Here is a 22,351-nt window from a genome sequence, read left to right as displayed (position 1 = left end):
TTCCTTTGCCAACAGCGGTCGAACATCACTCGACTCTACACCGCCGCGGCTTACCCCGGCTGCCGCGGCCCGAACATGATCACCGCCATGCCGGCCAGGCAGAGTGCAGCACCCAGCATGTCCCAGCGGCTGGGACGGATGCCGTCGACCAGCCACAACCAGAACAGCGCCGTGCCGATGTACACGCCACCATACGCGGCGTAAACGCGGCCGCTGGCGGTCGGGTGCAGGGTCAGCAGCCAGGCGAACAACGCCAGGCTGGCCGCCGCCGGCAGCAGCAGCCAGATGCTGCCGCCTCTGCGCAGCCACAGCCAGGGCAGGTAACAGCCGACGATCTCGGCCAGCGCGGTCAGCAGGAACAGACCCAGCGTTTTCACGCTTTTTCCGCAGCCTTGGCGTGCTGCCAGAGCGCTTCCTGCGCATCCAGATCGAGTGCAGCCAGCGAATCGCCGTGTGCCTCGGCCTGCGCCTCCATCGACCGGAAGCGACGTTCGAACTTGTGGTTGGCCCCACGCAGCGCGGCACCCAGATCGATGTCCGCATGCCGCGCCAGGTTGGCGCAGACAAACAGCAGGTCACCCAGTTCCTCCTGCAGGCGCGCCTTGTTGCCGGCGATGTCACCGCGCTCGAACTCCTCGCGCAGTTCCTGCAGTTCCTCGGCAGCCTTGTCCAGCACCGGCAGCGGACCGGGCCAGTCGAAACCGACCTTGGCCGCGCGCGACTGCAGCTTCACCGCCCGCTGCCATTCCGGCAGGCCACGCGAGATGCCCGCAAGCGCCGAGGTGTCCCGCTCACCCTTGGCCGCGCGCTCGGCACGCTTGATCGCGTCCCAGTTGCGCATCACACCATCAGCATCGTCGACGCTGACATCGGCGAACACATGCGGGTGCCGCCGTTGCATCTTGTCGCTGATCGCGCGCGCGACCTCGGCAAAGGCAAACGCGCCCTGCTCTTCGGCCATGCGCGCATGGAACACCACCTGCAGCAGCAGGTCCCCCAGTTCATCGCAGAGGTCGTCAAGATCGCCCCGATCGATCGCATCGGCCACCTCATAGGCTTCTTCGATCGTATAGGGGGCGATGGTGGCGAAGTTCTGCTCCAGGTCCCAGGGGCAACCGCCCTCTGGGTCGCGCAGGCGCGCCATGATGGCCAGCAGGCGCTCCAGCTCCGCGCTGGCGTCGCCGGTGGCAGGGGTGTCGTGCGTGCTCATGCATTTCTCCAGGATCAATCGGACAACCAGTCCCGCCACGGCAGGCTGGTATCGCCCAGCGCCATGAACTCACCGTTCAACAGCGTCGGCCGGCGGTTGTAGCGGAACGGCTTGCCGGTACCGACCGAAAGCACCGCACCACCGGCCGCGTGCAGCACGCACTGGCCGGCAGCGGTATCCCATTCGGAGGTCGGGCCCAGCCGCGGATAGACATCCAGTCCGCCTTCGGCGATCCGGCAGAACTTCAGCGACGAGCCCTGCACCACGGTCTCGATGTCGCCCATCCGGGCCAGCAACGCATTCGTCTCGGCTGAGCGATGCGAACGGCTGGCGGCGACCCGCAGCGGCGCAGTCGCGGGTGTACGGGTACGCAGTACGGTGTCATGTACGCCCTGCCGGCGATACGCCAGCTCGCCCCGCATCGCGTGCCAGACAATGCCGGTGACCGGCGACTGGACCACGCCGAAAGCCGGCGCGCCCTGGTAGATCAGCGCGATGTTGACGCTGAACTCGCCATTGCGTTTGACGAAATCACGGGTGCCATCGAGTGGATCGACCAGCCAGTACGCGCCCCAGTGCTGACGCTGCTCCCACGGCACCAGCGGCGACTCTTCCGACAGGATCGGCAGGTCCGGGGTCAGCTGCCGCAGCCCCTGCTGGATCACCCGGTCGGCAGCGAGGTCGGCAGCGGTGACCGGGCTGTCGTCGTCCTTGAGTGTCACGTCGAAACCGTTGCTGTAGATCTGCATGATGGCCTGCCCGGCTTCCTGGGCGATGGCGATCGCGGTCTCGCGCAGTTCCGTGGTCAGCTTGATCATCGTGCTCCCTGCAGCCACTGGCGGGCGATGAACAGCGCCGCCAGCGAACGCCCTTCGGAAAAGTCCTCGCGCAGCATCAGCTGGTCCAGATCGGCCAGCTTCCACGGCACCACTTCCAGTTCCTCCGGCTCGTCTCCGGCCAGCTTCTCCGGATACAGGTCGCGCGCGACCACCAGCCAGGACTGATGGCTCATGTAGGTCGGCGCCAGGGTCATCGCGCGCAGCACGTCGACCTGCCGTGCGCCATAGCCGGCCTCTTCCTTCAGCTCACGGTCGGCGGCCTGCTCCGGCGTTTCGCCGGCATCGATCCGGCCCTTGACCAGGCCAAGCTCGTAGCGATGCATGCCGGCCGCGTATTCACGCACCAGCAGCACGGTTTCATCATCGAGCATCGGCACCACCACCACCGCGCCATGGCCACGGCTGACCAAGCGTTCGAAGCGGCGGCGTTCGCCGTTGGAGAACTCCAGGTCCAGGTGCTGGCGCTGGAAGTGCCCGTTCTCCTCGTCGGTGATCCGATGGATGATCGGCAGAGGACGCCTGGCGCGGTCATCGTTCATGCGGAATCTCCGTGGCAACCGGCGCATGCGCCGAGGCCGATAGAATGTGCAGGCAGCAACATGTTCATGAGCCCGAAATGCTAGCAGACCCAACCCCCTCTCCGCTGGTCCAGCACTGGCGGCAACGCGACCTCCAGGTCCTATGGCACCCGTGCACGCAGATGCGCGAGCATCCGCACACGTTGCCGCTGGTGCCGATCGCCCGCGGCGAAGGCGCCTGGCTGATCGATCACGACGGCAACCGCTACCTGGATGCCGTCAGCAGCTGGTGGACCAACCTGTTCGGCCATGCCGAGCCGCGCATCGGCGGTGCCATCGCCGCCCAGGCCGGGCAGCTGGAACAGGTGATGCTGGCCGGCTTCGGCCATGAACCGGCGATCACCCTGGCTGAACGCCTGCTGGCCCTGGCGCCGCGCCAGCCCGGCCGCGCGCCGCTGGCCAAGGTGTTCTACGCCGACAACGGCTCGGCCGGCGTCGAAGTGGCGCTGAAGATGGCCTTCCAGTATTTCCAGAACCGCGGTGAGACCCGGCGCACGCGCTTCGTCTCGCTGGAGAACGGCTACCACGGCGAGACGCTGGGCGCCCTCGCACTGGCCGACATCCCGCTGTATCGCCGCGTCTATGCGCCATTGCTGGCCGAGGGCCTGTTCGCGCCCTCGCCCGATGCCTACCTGGCCGAGCCCGGACAGAGTGCGGCCGACCGCGCACGCCAGGCCGCCGACGGCCTTGCCACGCTGTTCGACCAGCATCCGGGCGAAATCTGCGCGGTGATCCTGGAGCCACGGCTGCAGTGCGCCGGTGGCATGCGCATGCACGATCCGGCCTATCTGCAGCGCGTGCGTGAACTGTGCGACGCCCATGGCGCCTTCCTGATCGCCGACGAGATCGCCACCGGCTTCGGCCGCACCGGCACGATGTTCGCCTGCGAGCAGGCCGGGGTGATGCCTGATCTGCTGTGCCTGTCCAAGGGCCTGACCGGCGGTTTCCTGCCCTTGGCTGCGGTGCTGGCCACGCAGGCGCTGTATGACGCGTTCCTTGATGATTCGCGCGAACGTGCCTTCCTGCATTCGCACAGCTATACGGGAAACCCGCTGGCCTGTGCGGCGGCGTTGGCCACGCTGGACATCTTCGGCGACGACGATGTGATCGCGCGCAACCGCGGCATCGCCTCGGTGATGGGAACCTTGGCCGCACCGTTCGCCGACCATCCACACGTGGCCGATGTGCGCCAGGCCGGGATGGTGGTGGCCTTCGAACTGACCCGCAACGGCGACAAGCGCACGCCCTTCGATCCGGCGCTGAAGCTGGGGCTGCATGCCTACAAGGCGGCGCTGAAGCGCGGTGTGGTGCTGCGCCCGCTGGGCAACGTGCTGTACTGGATGCCACCGTACTGCGTGGACGACGAACAACTGGAGCTGCTGGCGCATACGACGCTGGCAGCCATCGACGAGGCGATTGCATGCGCGTGACCCGCTGCCCCATCGACCTGGCGCTGCACAGCGGCCAGACCGTGACCCTGCCGGAAGAGACGGCCAACCACCTGGTGCGGGTGATGCGCCTGCGAGAGGGTGACACCTGCGTGCTGTTCAACGGCGATGGCCACGACTACACCGCGACGCTGACGCTGGCCGGCAAGCGCGAAGTGCAGGCGCGCATCGACCAGGTGCAGCCGATCGGCAACGAATCGCCGCTGACCATCACCCTGCTGCAGGGCATTGCACGCGGCGAGAAGATGGATCTGATCCTGCAGAAGGCCACCGAACTGGGGGTGAGCGCGATCGTTCCGGTGAATGCCGAGCGTACCGAGGTGAAGCTGGATGCAGCACGCGCGGAAAAGCGCGTGGCGCACTGGAACAACGTGGTGCAGTCGGCCTGCGGGCAGTCCGGCCGTGCGCGCATTCCGCAGGTAGGGCCGCCGCAGTCGCTGGCGCAGGCCAGCGCGGCACTGCCAGCCGACACGTTGCGGTTGACCCTGGACCCGCTGGGAGCGCACCGGCTGTCGACACTGCAGGCGGCGCCCGCCGGCGGCGTGGTGATCGCCATCGGCCCGGAAGGTGGCTGGTCGCCACGTGACCGTGAACAGCTGGCGGCCGCAGGCTTCCAGGGCCTGCAGTTGGGCCCACGTATCCTGCGCACGGAAACCGCAGGCCTGGCCGCGATCGCGGCATTGCAGGCTCGGTTGGGCGATCTGGGATAAGCGACGGATCGCGCGACCACTGCGCTCGCCGGGCATGGCCCGGCGCTACCCGATATCCGGAACGCCTGCGGTAGCGCCGGGCCATGCCCGGCGGATTCCGGTCACGCCGTCAGCGAATCCAGCGCGGCTTCCAGTGCGTCCAGATTCGGCAACAGCGCGCTCTGTTCACCCAGCAACACGCGCATGTGCACGATGTCGGGCAGGTTTTCCTCGGACGCGTCGGCCAGCAGGCCATCGCGCGGTACCGAGATCAGCTGCGGGAAGCTCTGCGTCAACAGCGCGTAGTAGGGACGCTCCGGGTTGCCGCTGAGTGTCTTGAGCACCACCACCTTGTTGTGGCCGGCCACCGTCTCTTCGCCCAACCCGGAGAGCCGTGCGAACGACACCAGCGGCACCTGCCAGCCGTGCCAGCCGATCTCACCCACCAGCCAGCGCGGAGCGTCGGCCACCGCCTGCACCGGCACCCGCGACATCATCTCGGCCACGGTGGCATTGGGCAGCAGGACCCGTTCGGCACCGGCCGAGATCAGGACGCCGCGGATCTCATCATTGCTGGCGTAGCTCATGCGGCATCTCCGTCGTCATCCAGGCCCCAGCGCGCGGCGATCACCTGCGCCAGTTCCTGCGGTTCACCGGCCACCATGCCGGCAGCAACCACGGCCGTCGCCGCAGCCGGGTCGTAGCAGCCTTCGCCCACCTGCCCGGCCACCCAGGCGCCGGCGGCGGCGAGGTCCAACGCCGGGCCCACATGGGCCAGGTCGGCACCACTGAGCAGCACCAGCGCGCTGTGCTCGGCCGACAACGCGGCAATCGAGATGCCCTGCGCTTCGGTCTGGAAATACAGGCCGTCGGCAGCAGCGTGCACGCCGATGTCATCGGCCAGCACATGCACTTCGCCCGCGGTGGCGCGCTGGCCGGCTTCGGCCAACTGCACCGGCAGCGGTGATACGCGCGCCATCTGCTTGACCAGGTTGCCGTAGCGGCCGCCGTCCAGGCGCATGTGCACCAGCACCGGCACGGCCAGCCCGCTGGGCAGTGCCGCGAGCAGGCGGCGCAACGCATCGGGGCCGCCGATACCGGCCAGGACCAGCAGCGCACCGGCGCGGCTGCCTGCGGGTGCGGCGGCGTCCAGGTCGACCAGTGACAGATGCTCGGTGTCGAACGCCGGTTCCGGCGCCGCGACCGTCGCAGCAGCACGCGGCTCTGCCGGCGCGTCGCTGGCCTCGTCGACCAGCGACCAGGCCGTGTGATCGGTGAACGCCGTCGGTGGAGCTGCCGGCACCGGCGGCGGTGCAGCCGCTGCATCAGCGGGCGTCGCCGTCTCCGCCAGCACCGGCTGCAGCGCCGCCAGTGCCTGCTCCAGCGCGATCGGCTCATGCAGATGTGCCGGCGGCGAATAGAGGCCATCTGCCGGCACGTCGTCGGCCCACGAACGGGCCTGTTCCAGGTGCGGCTGCAGCGCGGCTTCCTTCGGCACCGGCGGCGGCGTCGACGGCCGGCCCGGCTCAAGCTGCAGTGCCGGTTCGTCCTCGGCACCCGGCGGCAGCACCTGCTGGTGGCCGTGCAGCTTGGCGGCCAGGTGGCGACCCCAGCGCTGCGCTTCCCACCCATCGCGACGCGCGGCCAGTTCAGCCTCGTCGAACACCAGGGTCAACCCGGGTGCCGACAGCGCCGGTTCCAGGCGCTCCAACGCATCTTCAATGGCCGCTTCCAGCGCGATCACCACGAACTGCGGGCGTGCATCCTGCAGCGCCTGCGGTTCCAGCGTGATGGGATCGTCTTCCAGCACGATCTGCACGTCGGCATGGGCCAACGCCTCGCGCAGGCGCTCGCGCGCCGCGCCCGGGCGGGCCAGCAGGGCTACGGCCGGAACCGGATCGAGGTCACTCACGGACACGGGCAATCCCCAGCAAGTCGTACACGTTACGCATCAGGTCCAGCTCCTGGTACGGCTTGCCCAGGTAGCGCTGCACACCGATTTCGAAGGCGCGCTGGCGGTGCTTGTCGCCGCTGCGCGAGGTGATCATCACGATCGGCACGTCCTTGTAGCGCGGGTCGGCGCGCATTGCGGTAGCCAGCTCGTAACCGTCCATCCGCGGCATTTCGATATCCAGCAGCATCAGGTCCGGCACGCGCTCTTCCAGCTGTTCCAGGGCTTCGACGCCATCGCGGGCGACGCTCACCTCGAAGTTGTGACGCTCCAGGATGCGGCCAGTGACCTTGCGCATGGTCAGCGAATCGTCCACCACCATCACCAACGGCACCTGGCGTTCCTGGCGGGGTGCATTGACCAGCACCGGCGCGGTCGGGTTGGCCAGGAAACGACGCACCAGCGGGGCCACGTCCAGGATCACCACCACGCGGCCATCGCCGGTGATGGTGGCGCCATAGATGCCCGGTACCGAGGCGATCTGCAGGCCCACCGGCTTGACCACGACTTCGCGGTTGCCCAGCACCTGGTCGATCGCAACGGCGGCGCGCAGGTCGCCTGCGCGGACCAGCAACAAGGGCACCTGGGCCTGCCCGTCGGCGCGCGCCGGCGCCTGGCCGACCAGACTGCCGAGGTCGTACAGCGGATAGTCTTCGCCGCTGTAGCGGTAGCTGCTGTCAGCCGCTTCGAAGCGCTCGTGCGACAGCCGGCCGATACCACTGACCGACGCCACCGGTACTGCGAAGGTGGTTTCGCCGATCTGCACGAACACCGCCTGGGTGACCGCCAGCGTCTGCGGCAGGCGCAGGGTGAAACGCACGCCCTGGCCACGTACCGACTGGATGTCGACCGAGCCGCCGAGCTGGCGCACTTCGTTGCCGACCACGTCCATGCCGACGCCACGGCCCGCCAGCTGGCTGACCTGGTCAGCAGTGGAGAAGCCCGAAGCAAAGATCAGGTTGTCCAGTTCCTGCTCGCTCGGCTGCGCATCGGCAGGCAGCAAGCCGCGTTCGATGGCGCGACGGCGGATTGCCTCACGATCCAGGCCCGCGCCGTCGTCGGCCACGTCCAGCACGATTTCCGAGCCTTCACGGTGCAGGCGGATGGCGATTTCGCCCTCTTCCGGCTTGCCGGCGGCACGACGTTGTTCCGGCGCTTCCAGGCCATGGGCAACCGAGTTGCGCAGCATGTGCTCCAGCGGCGCGACCATGCGATCAAGCACGTTGCGGTCGAGTTCGCCGTGGGTGCCTTCCAGGGTCAGGTGGACCTGCTTGCCGGTGTCCATGCCGGCCTGGCGGACCACCCGGCGCAGGCGCGGCACCAGGCCGTCGAACGGCACCATGCGCGCGCGCATCAGGCCGTCCTGCAGTTCCGAACTGACACGCGACTGCTGCTGCAGGAGCGAATCGTACTGGCGCGACAGATCGTCCAGCACGCCCTGCAGGCCACCCAGATCGGCGGCGGACTCGTTCAGCGCGCGGCTGAGCTGCTGCAGGGTGGAGAAACGGTCCAGTTCCAGCGGATCGAACTTGTGGTCGGCCTGGTCCTGCTCGCGCTGGTAGCGGGCAACGATCTGCGCTTCGGTTTCCAGGTCCAGGCGACGCAGCTGGTCGCGCAGACGCGCGTTGGTGCGTTCCAGCTCGCCCATCGCGCCGCGGAAGGCGCCGAGCTGCTGTTCCAGGCGCGAACGGTAGATCGCCACTTCACCGGCGTGGTTGACCAGGCGGTCGAGCAGGTCGGCGCGCACACGCACCTGTTCCTGCTGCGGACGGGCCAGCGGGTCTTCTTCGGTGGAGCCTTCCACCGGCAACGGTGCCGACAACGGGGCGTCGACCACGGCCACGGCCGGAGTGACCTGCGGAGTCTGCTCCGCCTCGGTGGCAGCAGCGGCTGCAGCTGCGCTGGCAGCGGCGGCGATGTCGGTCGTGGTCCGTGCTTCAAAGGCATCGAGCAGATCCTGTGCCGGCTCGACAACGCGATGTTCACCAGTGCGCGTCAGCAGCTGGTGCAGGCGGTCGAAACCGCGCTCCAGCAACTGCACGTCACGACGTTCGATCTCGGTGCGCCCGCCGGCGACAGCCTCCAGCAGCGATTCGATGCTGTGGCCGAGATCGCCGATGGCGTTGATGCCCGCCATGCGCGCGCCACCCTTCAGCGTATGCAGATCGCGCTGCAGGCCGGCCAGGGCTTCGCGATCCTGCGGCGCTTCGCGCAGTTCGCTGATCAGCCCATCGCAATGATCCAGCAGGTCCTTGCCTTCCTCGACGAAGATGTCGACCAGCTCGCGGTCATAGACGCTGAAGTCGAGCAGGTCGGCGCTGTCTTCGGTCTCGGATTCGGTCTGGGTGTCGAGCAGAGCAGTGTCCGCCGACACCACCGCATCGGCGCTGTCGATGGCGACAGGTTCGGCATCGGTCGCCGCAGCCTCAGCCTCAGCCACGATCGGCACCACGATCATGCCGCTGTCCGCCACGGTAGGCTGGCCCGGAGCATCTTCCAGTTCGAAGAAGCGCGAGGGCGAAATGGCGTCCTGCGCCGTCTCCACGGGCCCGACGTCTTCCACCGTCGCCGGGGACGGCTGGTCGGTGCTCTCTCCTTCACCGACCGCCGCCTCCCCGCCGACGTCCGCATCCTCGGCAAAGGCTTCCGCCTCGCCAGGCGCGAGTTCGCTGGCCTGCAGGCCGAGCACGGGCCACTGCCCGTCTTCATCCCGGTCCTGCTCCTCGTCGATCACGTGAAGGCCGGCCTCGAGCGCGGCTTCCAGCGTGACCGGGTCTGCGAAGCCCGGCACAGCCATTTCATCCTGCAGGCTGGACAGCTCGCTGTCGAGCGGCACTGCAGCAGCGTCTTCATCCACCGCCGTTTCAGATGTGAACGGCGGCGGCGTATTCAGGTCGTTTGCGACATCCAGGTCGCGATCGTCAACCGGCAGCGCGCTGGCGTCCAGATACGGCGACAGATCGTCCACCGCAGTCAACGCGGCGTCTTCCAACGCAGTGTCTTCCGATGTCACCACCGCCTGTCCGGCTTCAATCTCCGCGGCAACGAGCGTGGAAGCAGCCACTTCCAACGTCGATTCCGGTGCCGGGGCGTCCGGCATCGAAGGCCATCCTGCGTCGAAGTAACGCGACAGATCATCGCTGCCGGTCAACTCAGCGGACTCCAGGCCCGCGTCGCTCAACGCGTCCTCGCTGACCTGCACTGCATCCAGCACGTCGGTATCGACATCATCGGTATCACGCCCGGCTTCCGGCTCGATCTCGACCTCATGCGTCGACACGACGACATCGGTATCGGTATCAGCCTCGGCATCGACGACCAGCGAAAGCAGCTGGCCGTCTTCATCTTCATCCTCGACGTCCAGCCCGGTCATCGGCCAGCGTGCTTCCGGCAGTTCACCGGCCAGCGCCTGCAGGCGCTGCGCCAGTTCAGCCTGCGGCGCAATCCGCGGCTGCTCGGCCTGCAGCGCGTCCATGGTCGCGTTGATCGCCCGCGCGGTCTCGTCCAGGGCCGCCACGGCGTCATCACCGGGCACCACCTCGGCGGCCAGCGCGCGCTTGATGTACGACTCGGCGCCGCCGGTAACGGCGGTGATTTCCGGCACTTCGGTCATCGCGAAGGCGCCGTTCATGGTGTGCACCGCACGCAGCAACGCATCGCTGACCGGCTGCGGCGCCTGCTGCGCCGAGCGCAACCAGCCCTGCAGCGTGGCCTGGTGCAGTTCCACCTCGGCTTCCAGGATTTCGCGCAGCACGCTGTCGATGTTGGCCGGCGTACCCGCCGCTTCGACAGCGCTCTCTGCCGGGGCGTCGACAACCGGCTCGGCGCTGCCAACGGGCTCGACAGCATCGGCCGCTGTCACCAGCGCCGGTGCAGCAGCGCCCGGCAGCGCAACGTAGAACGTCTCTTCGCCTGCACCTACGCGATCGGCGATGGCCTGCATCGCCTGCAGGTCCACGCTGACACGCTGGCCGTCGCGCAGTGCCGCGTTCAACTGCGGCAGTGCCGTGTATGCGTGATCGACCATCGCCAGCACCGCCGGCGTGGGGGCACGGGTGCCATCGAGCACGCGATTGAGCATGCCCTCGATCTTCCACGCGAACTCACCCAGGGTACGTGCGCCGACCAGGCGGCCACTGCCCTTCAGTGTGTGGAAGATGCGCCGGATCGGCCGCAGCCGATCCATGTTGTCCGGCTGCATGCGCCAGGCCGGCAGCAGCGTGCCGAGATTGCCCAGCTCGTCGTCGAATTCTTCCAGGAACACCTCGCGGATGTCCTGGTCGATGTTTTCGGCATCGTCGTCGAAACCCGCATCGAACCCGCCCTCGGCCACGGCCGGCGGTACGGTTTCGGTCGGCCCGGCAGTTGCCTGCATGGCCTGCGGATTGAAGTCGGCGGCGGCGGCATTCAGCTCTGCGAAGAACTGCGCATCGGCCTCGCTGAAGTCGATCGGCGCGATGGTATCCACATCGACCAGAGACACGGTCGGCGCAGCCGCCGATGCCGGCAGGTCTTCGGGCGCGCGCAGATCAGCGACCGGTTCAACGTAAGCCTCAGCCTCGGTCTCGGCGGTGGCGTCGGTCAATTCGGCAATGGCCAGGCCGTCGTCGAACTGCGGCACCGCAACTGCATCAATGAGTTCCAGCGTCGCAGGCGACTCCTGTTCGTCGTCCAGCGACAGCGTTTCCATCGCCTCCAGCGACAGCACGTCATCGGCGTTGTCCAGCAGGCTGCTGTCGAAACGGAACACCACGTCGTCGTTCGGCTGCGGCTGGCCGTCCTGTTCGGCGGCAACCGGATCGAATGCCGGCGAAATGACCGCATCCAGCGGCGCAGCCAACGACGCCTCGTCCAACGACGTCGCCAGGAAGGCGTCATCGTTGCCGTCCACGGTGGCTACCTGCGCGTTGCCGTGTTCCAGCACCGGCGCTTCGGACAACGTCCAGGCAGCGGTATTGGACTGCTCGGCGGACAGCGGATCGAAGCTGACCGGATCGAAGCTGGCGAAGGTCGGTGCACGCTCGTCGCTGTGTTCGGCAGCCGTACCTGCCGGCGCGTCGAACCCGCCCAGTTCCCATTGCGGCACTTCCGGCGCGGGTGCGCTGGAGGCGGCAAACAGCAGTGGCGCCGGGGCGTCGCGCGGTTCGGCAGGGACAGCCGGCGTAGCCAGCGATCCGAACATCACGCCATTGTCGGCGGCCGGGGCCTCCGGCAGCGGATCAAAGGTGAAATCGGGCAGCGAGGCGGGCACGTCGCCCGGCGTCGGCGCGGCGGCCTGCACGATGGCGTCCAGCGGTTCGATCTGCAGCGGAACGGCCGGCACGGGCACGGCTTCGCGCTCGACCGGTTGCACCTGCTCGGCTGCGGCCACGCCGCGCTCGGGCAGCGGCCAGTAGCGCAGCGCTTCCAGGCTGCTGCGGGTGATGTCGAGGATGTCCTCGCGACCCGGACGGCGGTCGCGCAGCGCTTCCAGGTAGTACTCCAGGCTGGCCATGGCATCGGCCAGGGTGTCCAGCTGGCGTCCACTGGGCACGCGCTGGCGACCGATCAGTTCAGCTTCGATGTACTGCTGCACGCCGCGCAGGTAGTCGGCGGCGGTGCCCAGGTCGAGCATGCGCAATGCGCCGGAGACATCGCCGAGCAGGCGCGGCACGTCCTGCAGCTCCGCGTGGTTCCAGCTGGTTTCAATGAAGGCGACGAAATGCTCGCGGGCGGCGGCGAAATTGGCGATCGCCTCGTGCGCCAGCACTTCCACCGTGCGCCGGTTCTCCACCGCGCTCGGATCATCCTGGCCACTGCCACTGGCACCGAGGTGTGCGACCTGGTCGTCCAGCGATGCATCGACATAAAGCAGCGCACCGGCGATATCCAGCAGCATGTCTTCGTCGATCTGCTGGCGGCCTTCGACAACCCCGCGCAGTGCATCACGCTGCTGCACGACCACGCCGCGCGCGGCGCCCAGGCCGAGCATGCCCAGCGTATCGGCCACCGAGCCCAGCTTGGTCACCTGCTCCTGCAGCTGTTGCGGCGCGCCGTCGGTACGCAGGTGCAGGTCCAGGGCGTCCTTGACCTGCAGCAGTTCTTCCTTGACCGCATTGCCAACGGTATCCAGCAGTTCGCGGTTGCGGCCGCTGAGGCTGCCACGCGCGTGGTCCAGTTCCGCTTCGGTGGCGGTCACCGAATCGGGCGCGAACGCGAACAGCACGCTGTCGTTGATCAGCGCCTCGCCACGGGCGGCGCGGATCTCGTTGAGCAGCGGCTGCAGCACGATCGGAATGTCACGGTGCCCGTTCTGCAGGCGCTCCAGGTAATCGGGCAGCAGCACGCTGCCGCGCATCAGGGTAGCGCAGGCCTCATCGCGCTCGGCCACCTCGCCCTTGCCGACAGCAATGGCGAGCTGTTCCAGCTCTTCGGCCACCATCGCCGGTGCATACAGTTCAACCATGCGCAGCGTGCCCTGCACCTGGTGCAGATAGCCGGCGCAGATGCGCATGCGGCTGCTGTCGCCCGGGTCTTCGGCGAAGTACTCGACCTCGTTGCGCACCAGGCGCAGGGTCTCGTCCAGCTCGGGCTTGACCCAGCCCAGGGCCGCGTGGCTCATCGCATCGCGCAGGCTGCTCATGGATGCGCTCCGGTCGCCGCCGCGCGACGGTCGCGCGGATCCTGGCGTGGGAAATGGAAATGCTTCATCGACTGGTTCCTTGCTCGCCGCCCTGCCCGTGTCACGCCGGCAGCTTGAAGTCGGCGACCGAACGACGCAGGTCGGCCGCCAGCTGCGCCAGGTGGCCGATCGACTCGGCGGTCTGCCCGGCACCCTGCGAGGTCTGGCCGGTGATCTGGCGGATCACGCCCATCGTGCGGGTGATGTCCGACGCCGCCGACGACTGCTGCTGCGCGGCGATGGAGATGTTCTTGATGAGGGTGTTGAGTGCGTTGGACACGCGCTCGATCTCGGTCAGTGCGGTACCGGCGTCTTCGGCCAGGCGTGCACCGGACACCACTTCGGCGGTGGTCTGTTCCATGGAGGTGACCGCTTCGTTGGTATCGGCCTGAATGGCCTGGACCAGGTTCTCGATGCGTCGGGTCGCACCGGAGGTGCGCTCTGCCAGGCGCTGCACTTCGTCGGCCACGACCGCGAAACCGCGACCGGCTTCACCGGCCGACGCCGCCTGCACGGCCGCGTTCAACGCCAGGATGTTGGTCTGCTCGGAAATGTCGTTGATCAGTTCCACGATCGAGCCGATCTCCTGCGAGGACTCGCCCAGGCGCTTGATGCGCTTGGAGGTTTCCTGGATCTGGTCGCGGATCTGGTCCATGCCCTGGATGGTCTCGCGGACCACGCCGGCACCCTCGGCGGCGATCACCACCGAACGCTGTGCCACGTCGGCCGACTCGGCCGAGTTACGCGATACCTGCTCGATGCTGGCGGCGATTTCGCCGATCCGGTCCGATGCCGAGGTGATCTGGTTGGCCTGGTGGCCGGCCGCTTCGGCCAGCTGCATCGCCGTTGCCTGCGTTTCCTGGGTCGAAAGCGCGACCTTGGCCGAGGTGTCGTTGATGGTGGTCACCAGGTGGCGCAGTTCATCCACCGCGTAGTTGATGGCGTCTGCGATCGCGCCGGTCATGTCCTCGGTCACCGAGGCTTTCACGGTCAGGTCGCCCTCACCGAGCGAGGAGATTTCATCCAGCAGCCGCATGATCGCCTGCTGGTTGCGGCTGTTGAACTCCACCTGGGTCTGGTAGCGCAGTTCCTGTTCGCGCGAGCGGCTGCGCACGTTGGTGGAGACGAAGCCGATGATCGCGATCAGCGACAGCGCACCGGATACCACGCCGATCCAGAAATTCGGGAACAGGCGGGTGTCGGACACCGAGCCGAACGAGGAGAACGCTTCGAACAGCTTGCGGCTGTCGGTCAGCATCTTCGCCGAACCCTGGCCCAGCGTGGCGGCAGCGGACTGCGCGGCGAACAGCTGGCGCGAGCTGGCCAGGATCGCGTCGGCGTCCTGCTTCATCGCCTCCCACTTCTGCTGCGACTGCTCCAGCGCCGCAACGGCGGCAGCGCCGCGCACGGCGGTGATGCCCAGATCCTCGTTGCCATTGCGCAGCGCATCGAGTACCTGCGAGAACACGGTGATGTCGCGGGCCAGCGCGTCGCCGGCAGCGGCCGCAGCCGTGCCGCCGGCACGGATTTCAGTCACGCGACGGGCCATCGAACCGGCCACCACCACCTGCTGCAGGGCACTGTAGACCTGCGACGCCGGGGCGCCGGAGGCGGACATCGCACGCACCAGTTCGTTCAACTGGGCCTGCAGGCCCGGCACCGCACCGGAGAAGTTGTTGGCGTTGCCGGCCAGGGCCAGCACCGCCGGCTCGCTGGCGACCAGCTGGCCGGCCTGCTTGCCCAGCGGCGTCCAGGTGTCGGCCAGGGTCGAGATCGCCCCGGAGACGCCCGGCTCGTTGCCGTAGCGCCCCTGCAGGGTCGACACGTTCTGCTCGATCGCGTTGCGGGTGGCCTTGAAGGCGGTGAAGGCCTGCGCGTTGCCGCCCACCGCGTCACGACCCTGGTTGGCCAGCTGCTGCGACAGCACCTGCAGGTCCGCTGCCTTGGAGCCGGCATCGGCCAGGCGGCTGCCCTGCCAGGTGGACACACCCGTGTTCACGCCGAACAGGATCATCGACAGCGCCAACAGCGCCAGCCAGAGGTTGCTGCCGCCCAGCCGCAGCTTGCCGGACTTGTTGGCATCCGAAGCAGTACTCATCGTTCAACCTCGATTTTCAATGCAGGGGGCGATGCCCGGCCTCAGGCCGCGGCTTGCCGGAATTCAGGGGTGCGCGACAGCAGCGAGAGCGAGAACACGCCCCAGTCGTTGCCATCGGCGTGGAAAGCGCGATCGACGAAGTGCCCGTAGCGTCCTTCGGCCAGTGAACCGGCCTCGATCTGCTGGGTCAGCTCGAAACTGCGCTGGCCGAACAGTTCGTCGATGGTCAGGGCGACGTCGCCACCGGCCTGGCGCATGATCAGCACGCGCTGGCCTTCCTGCTGGACGGTGCGCGCACCTTCCAGGAAGTACTTCAGGTCGACCACCGGGAACAGGTTGCCGCGCAGGTTGCCCACGCCCAGCAGCCACGGCTGCGCACAGGGCACCGGGGTCACCGGCGGCATCGGTACGATCTCCACCACTTCGCGGAAATCGGACACCAGCCGGCGCTGGCCGACACGGAATCCGACGCCACGCCACAGGTCCTGGGCGAACTGTCGCCCGGGCAGCTGTACCGCGTGGGCCAGGCTGCGCCGTTCGTAGGCTTCAAGAATGTCGAAGGGCGAGCGCATCAGGCCACCAGCTCGTTGATCCGCGCGATGAGTTCTTCCTCGCGCGGCGGCTTGACGATGTAATCGGCGGCGCCCTGGCGCAGCCCCCAGGCCTTGTCGGTTTCCATCGCCTTGGTGCTGACGATGATGACCGGGATGTGCTTGATCGCGGCGTCGCGGGCCATCGCCCGGGTCGCCTGGAAACCGCTCATGCCCGGCAGCACCACGTCCATCAGGACCAGCTGCGGCACCTGGTCGCGGACCAGCTGCAGGCCATCTTCGGCATTGTCCGCTTCCAGCACCTCATGGCCGGCACGGCGCAGCCATTGGGTGAACACCGCGCGGTCGGTCGGTGAATCCTCGATCAGGACGATACGAGCCATTGTGCCTTTCCCCCCTGGTCAGGCGTTGACGTACGTGCGGATGGCACCCAGCAGTTCTTCGCGCGTGAATGGCTTGGTCAGGTATTGCTCCGAGCCGACGATGCGCCCCCGCGCCTTGTCGAACAGACCATCCTTGGACGACAGCATGATCACCGGGGTCGCCTTGAACAGCTGGTTGCCCTTGATCAGTGCGCAGGTCTGGTAGCCATCCAGGCGCGGCATCATGATGTCGACGAAGATGATCTGCGGCTGCTGGTCGGCAATCTTGGCCAAGGCCTCGAAACCGTCCGTTGCGGTCACTACTTCGCAGCCTTCGCGCTTCAGTAGTGTTTCCGCAGTCCTGCGGATGGTCTTCGAGTCATCGATGACCATCACCCGGAGTCCTGCGAGCTCCCCGCCCGCAGTCGTGTTTTCAGTCATTGCCATTCCCCAAGCGCGCGGCCCAATCTTTGGCGGGAGCCGCTGCGAAAGCGTATCTATATCGCACTTCCCGCGCCCGCTTCAAGGGCGGTCCGTGGCGCGGGGCGTGGCGCCGGGCTGAACGTGACCGGATTGGCAATCACTGCGCAGCCGGGCAAGGGACGCTGCGTTGCACATCGCCGGGGAGGCGCACAGCCGGCGTTGCCGCTACCATCAACGCCTTGCCTGACAGGTGCGCCCATGCCGTTGAACGTCATCGTGGTGATGGATCCCATCGCCCACATCAAGATCGCCAAGGACACCACGTTCGCCATGCTGCTGGAAGCCCAGCGCCGCGGCCACGCCCTGCACTACGTGCGCCCGGGCGGACTGGCGCTGGAAGGCGGGGTAGCCGTGGCCTGGACCGCCCCCCTGCAGGTGCGCGACGACCCGGCCGGCTGGTACGAGCTGGGCGCATTCAGCCGGACTGAATTCGGCCCCGGCCAGATCGTGCTGATGCGCAAGGACCCACCGGTCGACGCCGAGTACGTCTACGACACCCAGGTACTGGATGTTGCTGCCGCCGCCGGTGCCTGCGTAGTCAACAACCCGCAGGGCCTGCGCGACTACAACGAGAAGCTGGCCGCGCTGCTGTTCCCGCAGTGCTGCCCGCCGACCCTGGTCAGCCGCGATGCCAAGGCGCTGAAGGCCTTCGCGCTGGAACACGGTCAGGCCGTGCTGAAGCCGCTGGATGGCATGGGTGGGCGCTCGATCTTCCGCAGCGGCCAGGGCGACCCCAACCTGAACGTGATCCTGGAAACGCTGACCGACGGCGGCCGCAAGCTGGCCCTGGCCCAGAAGTTCATTCCCGACATCACCGCCGGCGACAAGCGCATCCTGCTGGTCGATGGCGAGCCGGTCGACTACTGCCTGGCGCGCATTCCGCAGGGCGATGAGTTCCGCGGCAACCTGGCCGCCGGTGGCCGCGGCGAAGGCCGCCCGCTGAGCGAACGCGACCGCTGGATCGCCGCCCAGGTCGGCCCGGAGATGAAGCGTCGTGGCATGCGTTTCGTCGGCCTGGACGTCATCGGTGACTACCTGACCGAGGTCAACGTGACCAGCCCGACCTGCGTGCGCGAACTGGACGCGCAGTACGGCCTGAACATTGCCGGCACCCTGTTCGACGCGATCGAGGCCGATCTGCACTGATGGATGCCGCACCTGCCGTCCTCGCCCCGCCGCCGCGCGAAGCGCAGCGGCTGGGCGCCACCATCGCCCTGTCGGTGCTGGTGCACGCCCTGCTGATCCTAGGGGTCGGCTTTGCCGTGAAAGGCGATGCGCCACTGGTGCCGACCCTGGAAGTGATCTTCAGCCAGACCCGCACCGCGTTGACCCCGAAGCAGGCGGATTTCCTGGCCGCCGCCAGCCAGGAGGGTGGTGGCGAACATGATCGTGCGCAGCGCCCACGCGACAACCAGGCCGGCATCGTGCCGCAGGCGCAGTCCGGCATCAGCCCGGTACCGCAGCAGCAACAGTCGGCAGCACCGGTGCCGCCGCCGCAGGCGCGGGTGGTCAGCAGCCGCAATGGCCAGGACACGGTGGCCCTGGCGCAGTCGCGCCCTACCCCGCTGCAGCCCACGCCGGATGCACCACTGACTGCACGCGAACAGCGCGATGCCGAGATGGCTCGGCTGGCGGCGGAAGTGCACCTGCGCTCGGCGCAGTACGCCAAGCGCCCGAACCGGAAATTCGTTTCGGCCAGTACGCGCGAATACGCCTATGCCAATTACCTTCGCGCGTGGGTGGACCGCGCAGAGCAGGTCGGCAACCTGAACTACCCCGACGAAGCGCGGCAGCGCCGGCTGGGCGGGCAGGTCGTGATCAGCGTGGGGGTGCGCCGCGATGGCAGCGTGGAAAGCAGCCGCATCCTGCGCTCCAGCGGCACGCCCTTGCTTGATGAGGCGGCGCTGCGGGTGATCCAGCTGGCGCAGCCGTTCCCGCCGTTGCCCGACAGCGACGATCAGATCGACATTCTGCAGGTCACGCGCACGTGGGTGTTCCTGCCGGGCGGCGAACTGCGCGACGACCGGTAAGGTTTTCTGCCCGGGCCTGCGGCCCGGGACCCGCTGGAAGCAACTGCCACTGCAACGGCAAGATCAAGAGCGGCGGTTGGGCTGTTGGTTTGGCGGGGCGGTGTGGGCTTGCAGGACACGCCGTAAACCCGTCCATGGGGGCTCGATGGCGCCATCCATGGCGCCAACGGTCCTGCAAGCCCACACCGCCCCACCTCTGACAGATCGCGGCGCATCTTTGCTGTTGGTAGGTGTCGACCTTGGTCGACACGACGTATCCACGCCATGCCTGCACAGTAGATCCACGCCATGCGTGGATGCGAGCGAAGCGATCTGCTTTTGACTTTGATTTTGTTTTTTTGATTTTGCGTGGCGGGCGCGCACGGAAACTGTCCGTGGCCGGGCGGGTGGGTTGCGCAGGGGCGTGAGCCGCATGGATGCGGCGACCGAGCTTACATGGACGTACTTGCAGCGTCCCCTGCGCAGCCCACCCGCCCGGCCAACCCACGGCTTCTGCTTTCAGCGACACGCCACGAGGGGCTCAGCCGTTGGCTTTCGCCTTCGCGTCCCGCGCAGCCTGCTGCTCGACCAGCGTCAGCGCCACGTTGTCACGCAGGTACGCCGGCTCGACCTTCTCCGCAGCAATGCCTTCGCCGCGTGCGAACGCCGGCACCGCCAGTGCCAGCACATCCGCTGCATGCGGCAGCGCCGTCGCATCGAAGCGGCGCAGACCCGCACCCAGCTGCGCGACCAGCGCGCCCTCCGCCGCGGCAAAACCGGTGCCGACGCCGTAGACGGATGCGTCTTCCGGCAACGACACCGCCGTCGGTACGTACACGCGCTCGGCATCACGCGCCACCGGCAGTCCATCCACGCGCTCGAAACGTGCCACGTACAACTCGCCCATGCGCGCATCGATCGCCGACAGGATCTGCTTCTCTTCCATCGGCGCGCGCAGTGCCAGCACCTGCAGCGTCGACACCGGCAGCAACGGGCGATCCAGCGCCAGCGCGATGCCCTGCGCCAAGGCGATCGCCAGGCGCACGCCGGTGAACGCACCGGGACCGCGACTGAGCGCGATGCCGTCCAGCTGGCGGCGGCTGATGCCGGCCTCGGCCAGCAGCTCCTCCGCCCATGGCAGGCTCAGTTCGGCATGCCGGCGGGGGGCGATCTCGAAGCGTTCCAGTACCTGCCCATCGACATGCAGGGCTACGGAACAGGCTTCGGTGGCGGTTTCAAAGGCGAGCAGTTTCATCGGATCGGGTCAGAACAGGGGGAACGTGGCACCGGGAACCGGCTCCGGGCCAGCCACGGGGGCGGTCGGGGCTGCGGCATCTGCCACGGGGGCCCATTGTGGCGCAAAGAAGGCCTGCACATCGGCCAGTGCCCGGGTTCGCCGGAACGGCGGCAGCGACTGCAGGAAGACCTTGCCATAGCCACGGTTGAGCAGACGCGGGTCGCACAGCACCAGCACGCCGCGGTCGGTCTCGCTGCGGATCAGCCGGCCAACGCCCTGCTTCAGGGCAATGACCGCCTGCGGCAACTGCTCGTCGCGGAACGGATTGCCGCCCTGGGTACGGATTGCTTCCAGCCGCGCTTCATACACTGGATCATCGGGCGTAGCGAAGGGCAGCTTGTCGATCACCACCACGCTCAATGCCTCGCCAACCACATCCACACCCTCGCGGAAGCTGGCCGATCCCAGCAGCACGCCATTGCCGGATTCGCGGAAACGCTGCAGCAGGGTCGCGCGCGGCGCTTCGCCCTGCACGAACAGCGGCCAGGGTCCATCACGCAATGCCTCGGCTGCTTCGCGCAGCGCACGATGCGAAGCGAACAACAGGAACGCCCTGCCCTGCGACGCCTGCAGCACCGGGCGCAGCACCTGGATCAGTGCGGTTCCGAAACCGCGCGCGGCCGGATCGGGCAGACCTTCAGGCAGATAGCACAGTGCCTGCTCGGGCCAGTTGAACGGGCTGGGCTGCACCAGTGTCTGCGGATCGTCCAGGCCCAGGCGCGTGGCGATGTGCTCGAAGCCGCCGCCAACGGTCAGCGTGGCCGAGGTGAAAATCCATGCGGCATGGCTGCGCTCGCGATGTTCGCGCAGCGGCGCGGACACATCCATCGGCGTGCGCTGGCAGCGGAAACCGCGCGGGGTCAACTCGTACCAGAGCACGTCGCCGGCGGCGGCGCTCGTTTCGGCGGGATCGGCATCGAAGTCGAGTGCGGGCTCTTCATCGCCGAGCCAACGGCCCAGCCGCGAGATCGCCTCACGCGCACGCGCATGGCAGGCATCCAGGCCGGCAGCGGCTTCGCGCAACGGTTGCAGTGCCTGCTCCAGCACCACCAGGCTGGACATCACCGCATCGAAACCCTCGCGCACCTGTGGCATTGCCAACGCCCGCCACTGCGTACCGCGCGCGGGCAAGCCCTCCATCGCAGCACGCAGCGCAGACAAGGCCTGCTGCAGATGATCGACCGGTTCCTGCAATGCCGACTGCGCGCCACCCACGCCGCGCGCTTCAACCAGACAGTCACGGCCCAGCTCCTGCCAGGGGCGCATGCCGAAGCCCTCGCCGAAGAACTGCGCGGCCAGCTCGGGCAACTGATGGGCCTCGTCGATGACGAAGGCCTGCGCGCCGGGCAACAGCTCACCGAAGCCCTCCTGCTTCAGCGCGAGATCGGCGAGCAGTAGATGGTGGTTGACCACGACCAGGTCGGCGGCCTGAGCACGCTGGCGGGCACGCACGACGAAGCAGTCATCCCAGAAGGGACACTCGTTGCCCAGACAGTTGTCGACGGTGGAGGTGACCATCGGCAGCAGCGGCGAGTCATCGGCCAGGCCATCGAGTTCAGCGATATCGCCCGAATCCGAGCGGCCGGACCAGGCCAGGATGCGCTGGAACTGTGCCGCCTGTTCGGGGCTGGAGAATCGCGGTTCACCGCGTGCCTGCTGCAGGCGATAACGGCACAGGTAGTTGCTGCGTCCCTTCAGCAACGCGCTGCGCAGGCCGACGCCCAGCGCCTGGCGCACGCGCGGCAGGTCACGGTGATAGAGCTGGTCCTGCAGCGCGCGGGTACCGGTGGAAATGATGGTGCGCATTCCGGACAGCAGCACAGGCACCAGATAGGCAAAGGTCTTGCCGGTGCCGGTACCGGCTTCGGCGAGCAGCAGGTCGCGCTGCTGCATCGATGCGGCAATGGCCTCGGTCAGGCGCAGCTGCGCAGGACGCGGAACGAATGCATCCAGATGGGAGGCGAGCGCGCCGCCTTCGCTGAGGGCTTCGCGGCTGGCATGGACAAGGTCGGACATCAGGTGGAAAGGATACCCGGCCGGGCGCTGCCCGGCACCCGTTTCAAGCCGGAGCACAGGCAAAAGCAACGGCAACCGCGTTTGTTCATGGCTCTGGGTTGCTACGTGCTGGGGTGGGTCGGACAGGGCAGGCAGGACACGCCGCGAACCCATCCCTGG

At 67.8% G+C, this 22,351-nt stretch carries 17 protein-coding genes; 4 read left to right on the top strand and 13 right to left on the bottom strand.

Features of this window, described 5'->3' with window-relative positions:
* Positions 1-50 precede the first annotated feature (50 nt).
* From HFK18_RS09820 to nudE, 4 genes are read right to left on the bottom strand one after another with little or no spacing between them, the layout of a single operon-like run.
* Positions 51-377, bottom strand: a complete 327-nt coding sequence (locus HFK18_RS09820; protein ID WP_180166110.1) for a YnfA family protein — start codon at positions 375-377, stop codon at positions 51-53.
* On the bottom strand, positions 374-1,210 hold the full coding sequence (gene mazG / locus HFK18_RS09815; RefSeq protein WP_180166108.1) for a nucleoside triphosphate pyrophosphohydrolase: 837 nt from the start codon (positions 1,208-1,210) through the stop codon (positions 374-376). The genes HFK18_RS09820 and mazG overlap by 4 nt, the downstream gene beginning before the upstream one ends.
* Before the next feature lie 14 nt (positions 1,211-1,224).
* A complete protein-coding gene (gene cysQ, locus HFK18_RS09810; RefSeq protein WP_089236523.1) occupies positions 1,225-2,028 on the bottom strand; it encodes a 3'(2'),5'-bisphosphate nucleotidase CysQ in 804 nt (267 codons plus the stop codon).
* Complete coding sequence (gene nudE / locus HFK18_RS09805; protein ID WP_180166106.1) at positions 2,025-2,588, bottom strand: ADP compounds hydrolase NudE; 564 nt, start codon at positions 2,586-2,588, stop codon at positions 2,025-2,027. The genes cysQ and nudE overlap by 4 nt, the downstream gene beginning before the upstream one ends.
* A 77-nt stretch (positions 2,589-2,665) precedes the next feature.
* On the opposite strand from nudE, the gene bioA reads away from it, so the two are divergent.
* A complete protein-coding gene (gene bioA, locus HFK18_RS09800) occupies positions 2,666-4,057 on the top strand; it encodes an adenosylmethionine--8-amino-7-oxononanoate transaminase (RefSeq protein ID WP_218946662.1) in 1,392 nt (463 codons plus the stop codon).
* A complete protein-coding gene (locus HFK18_RS09795) occupies positions 4,048-4,785 on the top strand; it encodes a 16S rRNA (uracil(1498)-N(3))-methyltransferase (protein WP_180166102.1) in 738 nt (245 codons plus the stop codon). Before bioA ends, HFK18_RS09795 begins: the two co-directional genes overlap by 10 nt.
* 101 nt (positions 4,786-4,886) lie before the next feature.
* Here the strand turns inward: HFK18_RS09795 and HFK18_RS09790 are convergent, their stop codons facing one another.
* The 7 genes from HFK18_RS09790 to pilG form a co-directional block, all read right to left on the bottom strand.
* A complete protein-coding gene (locus HFK18_RS09790) occupies positions 4,887-5,351 on the bottom strand; it encodes a chemotaxis protein CheW (protein ID WP_100553281.1) in 465 nt (154 codons plus the stop codon).
* Positions 5,348-6,682 carry a chemotaxis protein CheB gene (locus tag HFK18_RS09785; protein WP_100554178.1) on the bottom strand — a complete coding sequence of 445 codons (1,335 nt, stop codon included), beginning with the start codon at positions 6,680-6,682 and terminating at the stop codon, positions 5,348-5,350. The genes HFK18_RS09790 and HFK18_RS09785 overlap by 4 nt, the downstream gene beginning before the upstream one ends.
* Positions 6,669-13,337, bottom strand: coding sequence for an Hpt domain-containing protein (locus HFK18_RS09780; protein ID WP_180166100.1), 6,669 nt, complete (start codon positions 13,335-13,337; stop codon positions 6,669-6,671). The genes HFK18_RS09785 and HFK18_RS09780 overlap by 14 nt, the downstream gene beginning before the upstream one ends.
* A gap of 100 nt (positions 13,338-13,437) precedes the next feature.
* Positions 13,438-15,474, bottom strand: a complete 2,037-nt coding sequence (locus HFK18_RS09775; RefSeq protein WP_180166098.1) for a methyl-accepting chemotaxis protein — start codon at positions 15,472-15,474, stop codon at positions 13,438-13,440.
* 41 nt (positions 15,475-15,515) lie between these two features.
* The gene (locus HFK18_RS09770) at positions 15,516-16,046 is read right to left on the bottom strand and encodes a chemotaxis protein CheW (RefSeq protein WP_025877750.1); all 531 of its coding nucleotides are present in this window, start codon (positions 16,044-16,046) and stop codon (positions 15,516-15,518) included.
* Entirely contained in the window at positions 16,046-16,408 is a 363-nt protein-coding gene (locus HFK18_RS09765) for a response regulator (protein WP_025877749.1), read from the bottom strand. The genes HFK18_RS09770 and HFK18_RS09765 overlap by 1 nt, the downstream gene beginning before the upstream one ends.
* Positions 16,409-16,426: 18 nt before the next feature.
* Positions 16,427-16,828 carry a twitching motility response regulator PilG gene (gene pilG / locus HFK18_RS09760; protein WP_005418455.1) on the bottom strand — a complete coding sequence of 134 codons (402 nt, stop codon included), beginning with the start codon at positions 16,826-16,828 and terminating at the stop codon, positions 16,427-16,429.
* A gap of 240 nt (positions 16,829-17,068) precedes the next feature.
* Here pilG and gshB point away from each other — a divergent pair, with 240 nt between their 5' ends.
* Together gshB and HFK18_RS09750 are read left to right on the top strand one after the other, a co-directional pair.
* On the top strand, positions 17,069-18,016 hold the full coding sequence (gshB, locus tag HFK18_RS09755; protein ID WP_180166096.1) for a glutathione synthase: 948 nt from the start codon (positions 17,069-17,071) through the stop codon (positions 18,014-18,016).
* Entirely contained in the window at positions 18,016-18,900 is an 885-nt protein-coding gene (locus tag HFK18_RS09750; RefSeq protein WP_180166094.1) for an energy transducer TonB, read from the top strand. The genes gshB and HFK18_RS09750 overlap by 1 nt, the downstream gene beginning before the upstream one ends.
* Positions 18,901-19,420: 520 nt before the next feature.
* On the opposite strand, the gene tsaB is transcribed toward HFK18_RS09750, so the two are convergent.
* Positions 19,421-20,134: a tRNA (adenosine(37)-N6)-threonylcarbamoyltransferase complex dimerization subunit type 1 TsaB gene (tsaB, locus tag HFK18_RS09745; protein ID WP_180166092.1), complete on the bottom strand. Its 714-nt coding sequence runs from the start codon at positions 20,132-20,134 to the stop codon at positions 19,421-19,423.
* A gap of 9 nt (positions 20,135-20,143) precedes the next feature.
* The gene (locus HFK18_RS09740; protein WP_180166090.1) at positions 20,144-22,192 is read right to left on the bottom strand and encodes an ATP-dependent DNA helicase; all 2,049 of its coding nucleotides are present in this window, start codon (positions 22,190-22,192) and stop codon (positions 20,144-20,146) included.
* Positions 22,193-22,351: the final 159 nt, after the last annotated feature.

The sequence above is a fragment of the Stenotrophomonas sp. SbOxS2 genome (assembly GCF_013416715.1).
Taxonomy (GTDB): Bacteria; Pseudomonadota; Gammaproteobacteria; order Xanthomonadales; family Xanthomonadaceae; genus Stenotrophomonas; species Stenotrophomonas lactitubi.
The sequence above is the reverse complement of the archived record's forward strand: the minus strand, read 5'-3'. Positions and strand labels throughout refer to the sequence as shown.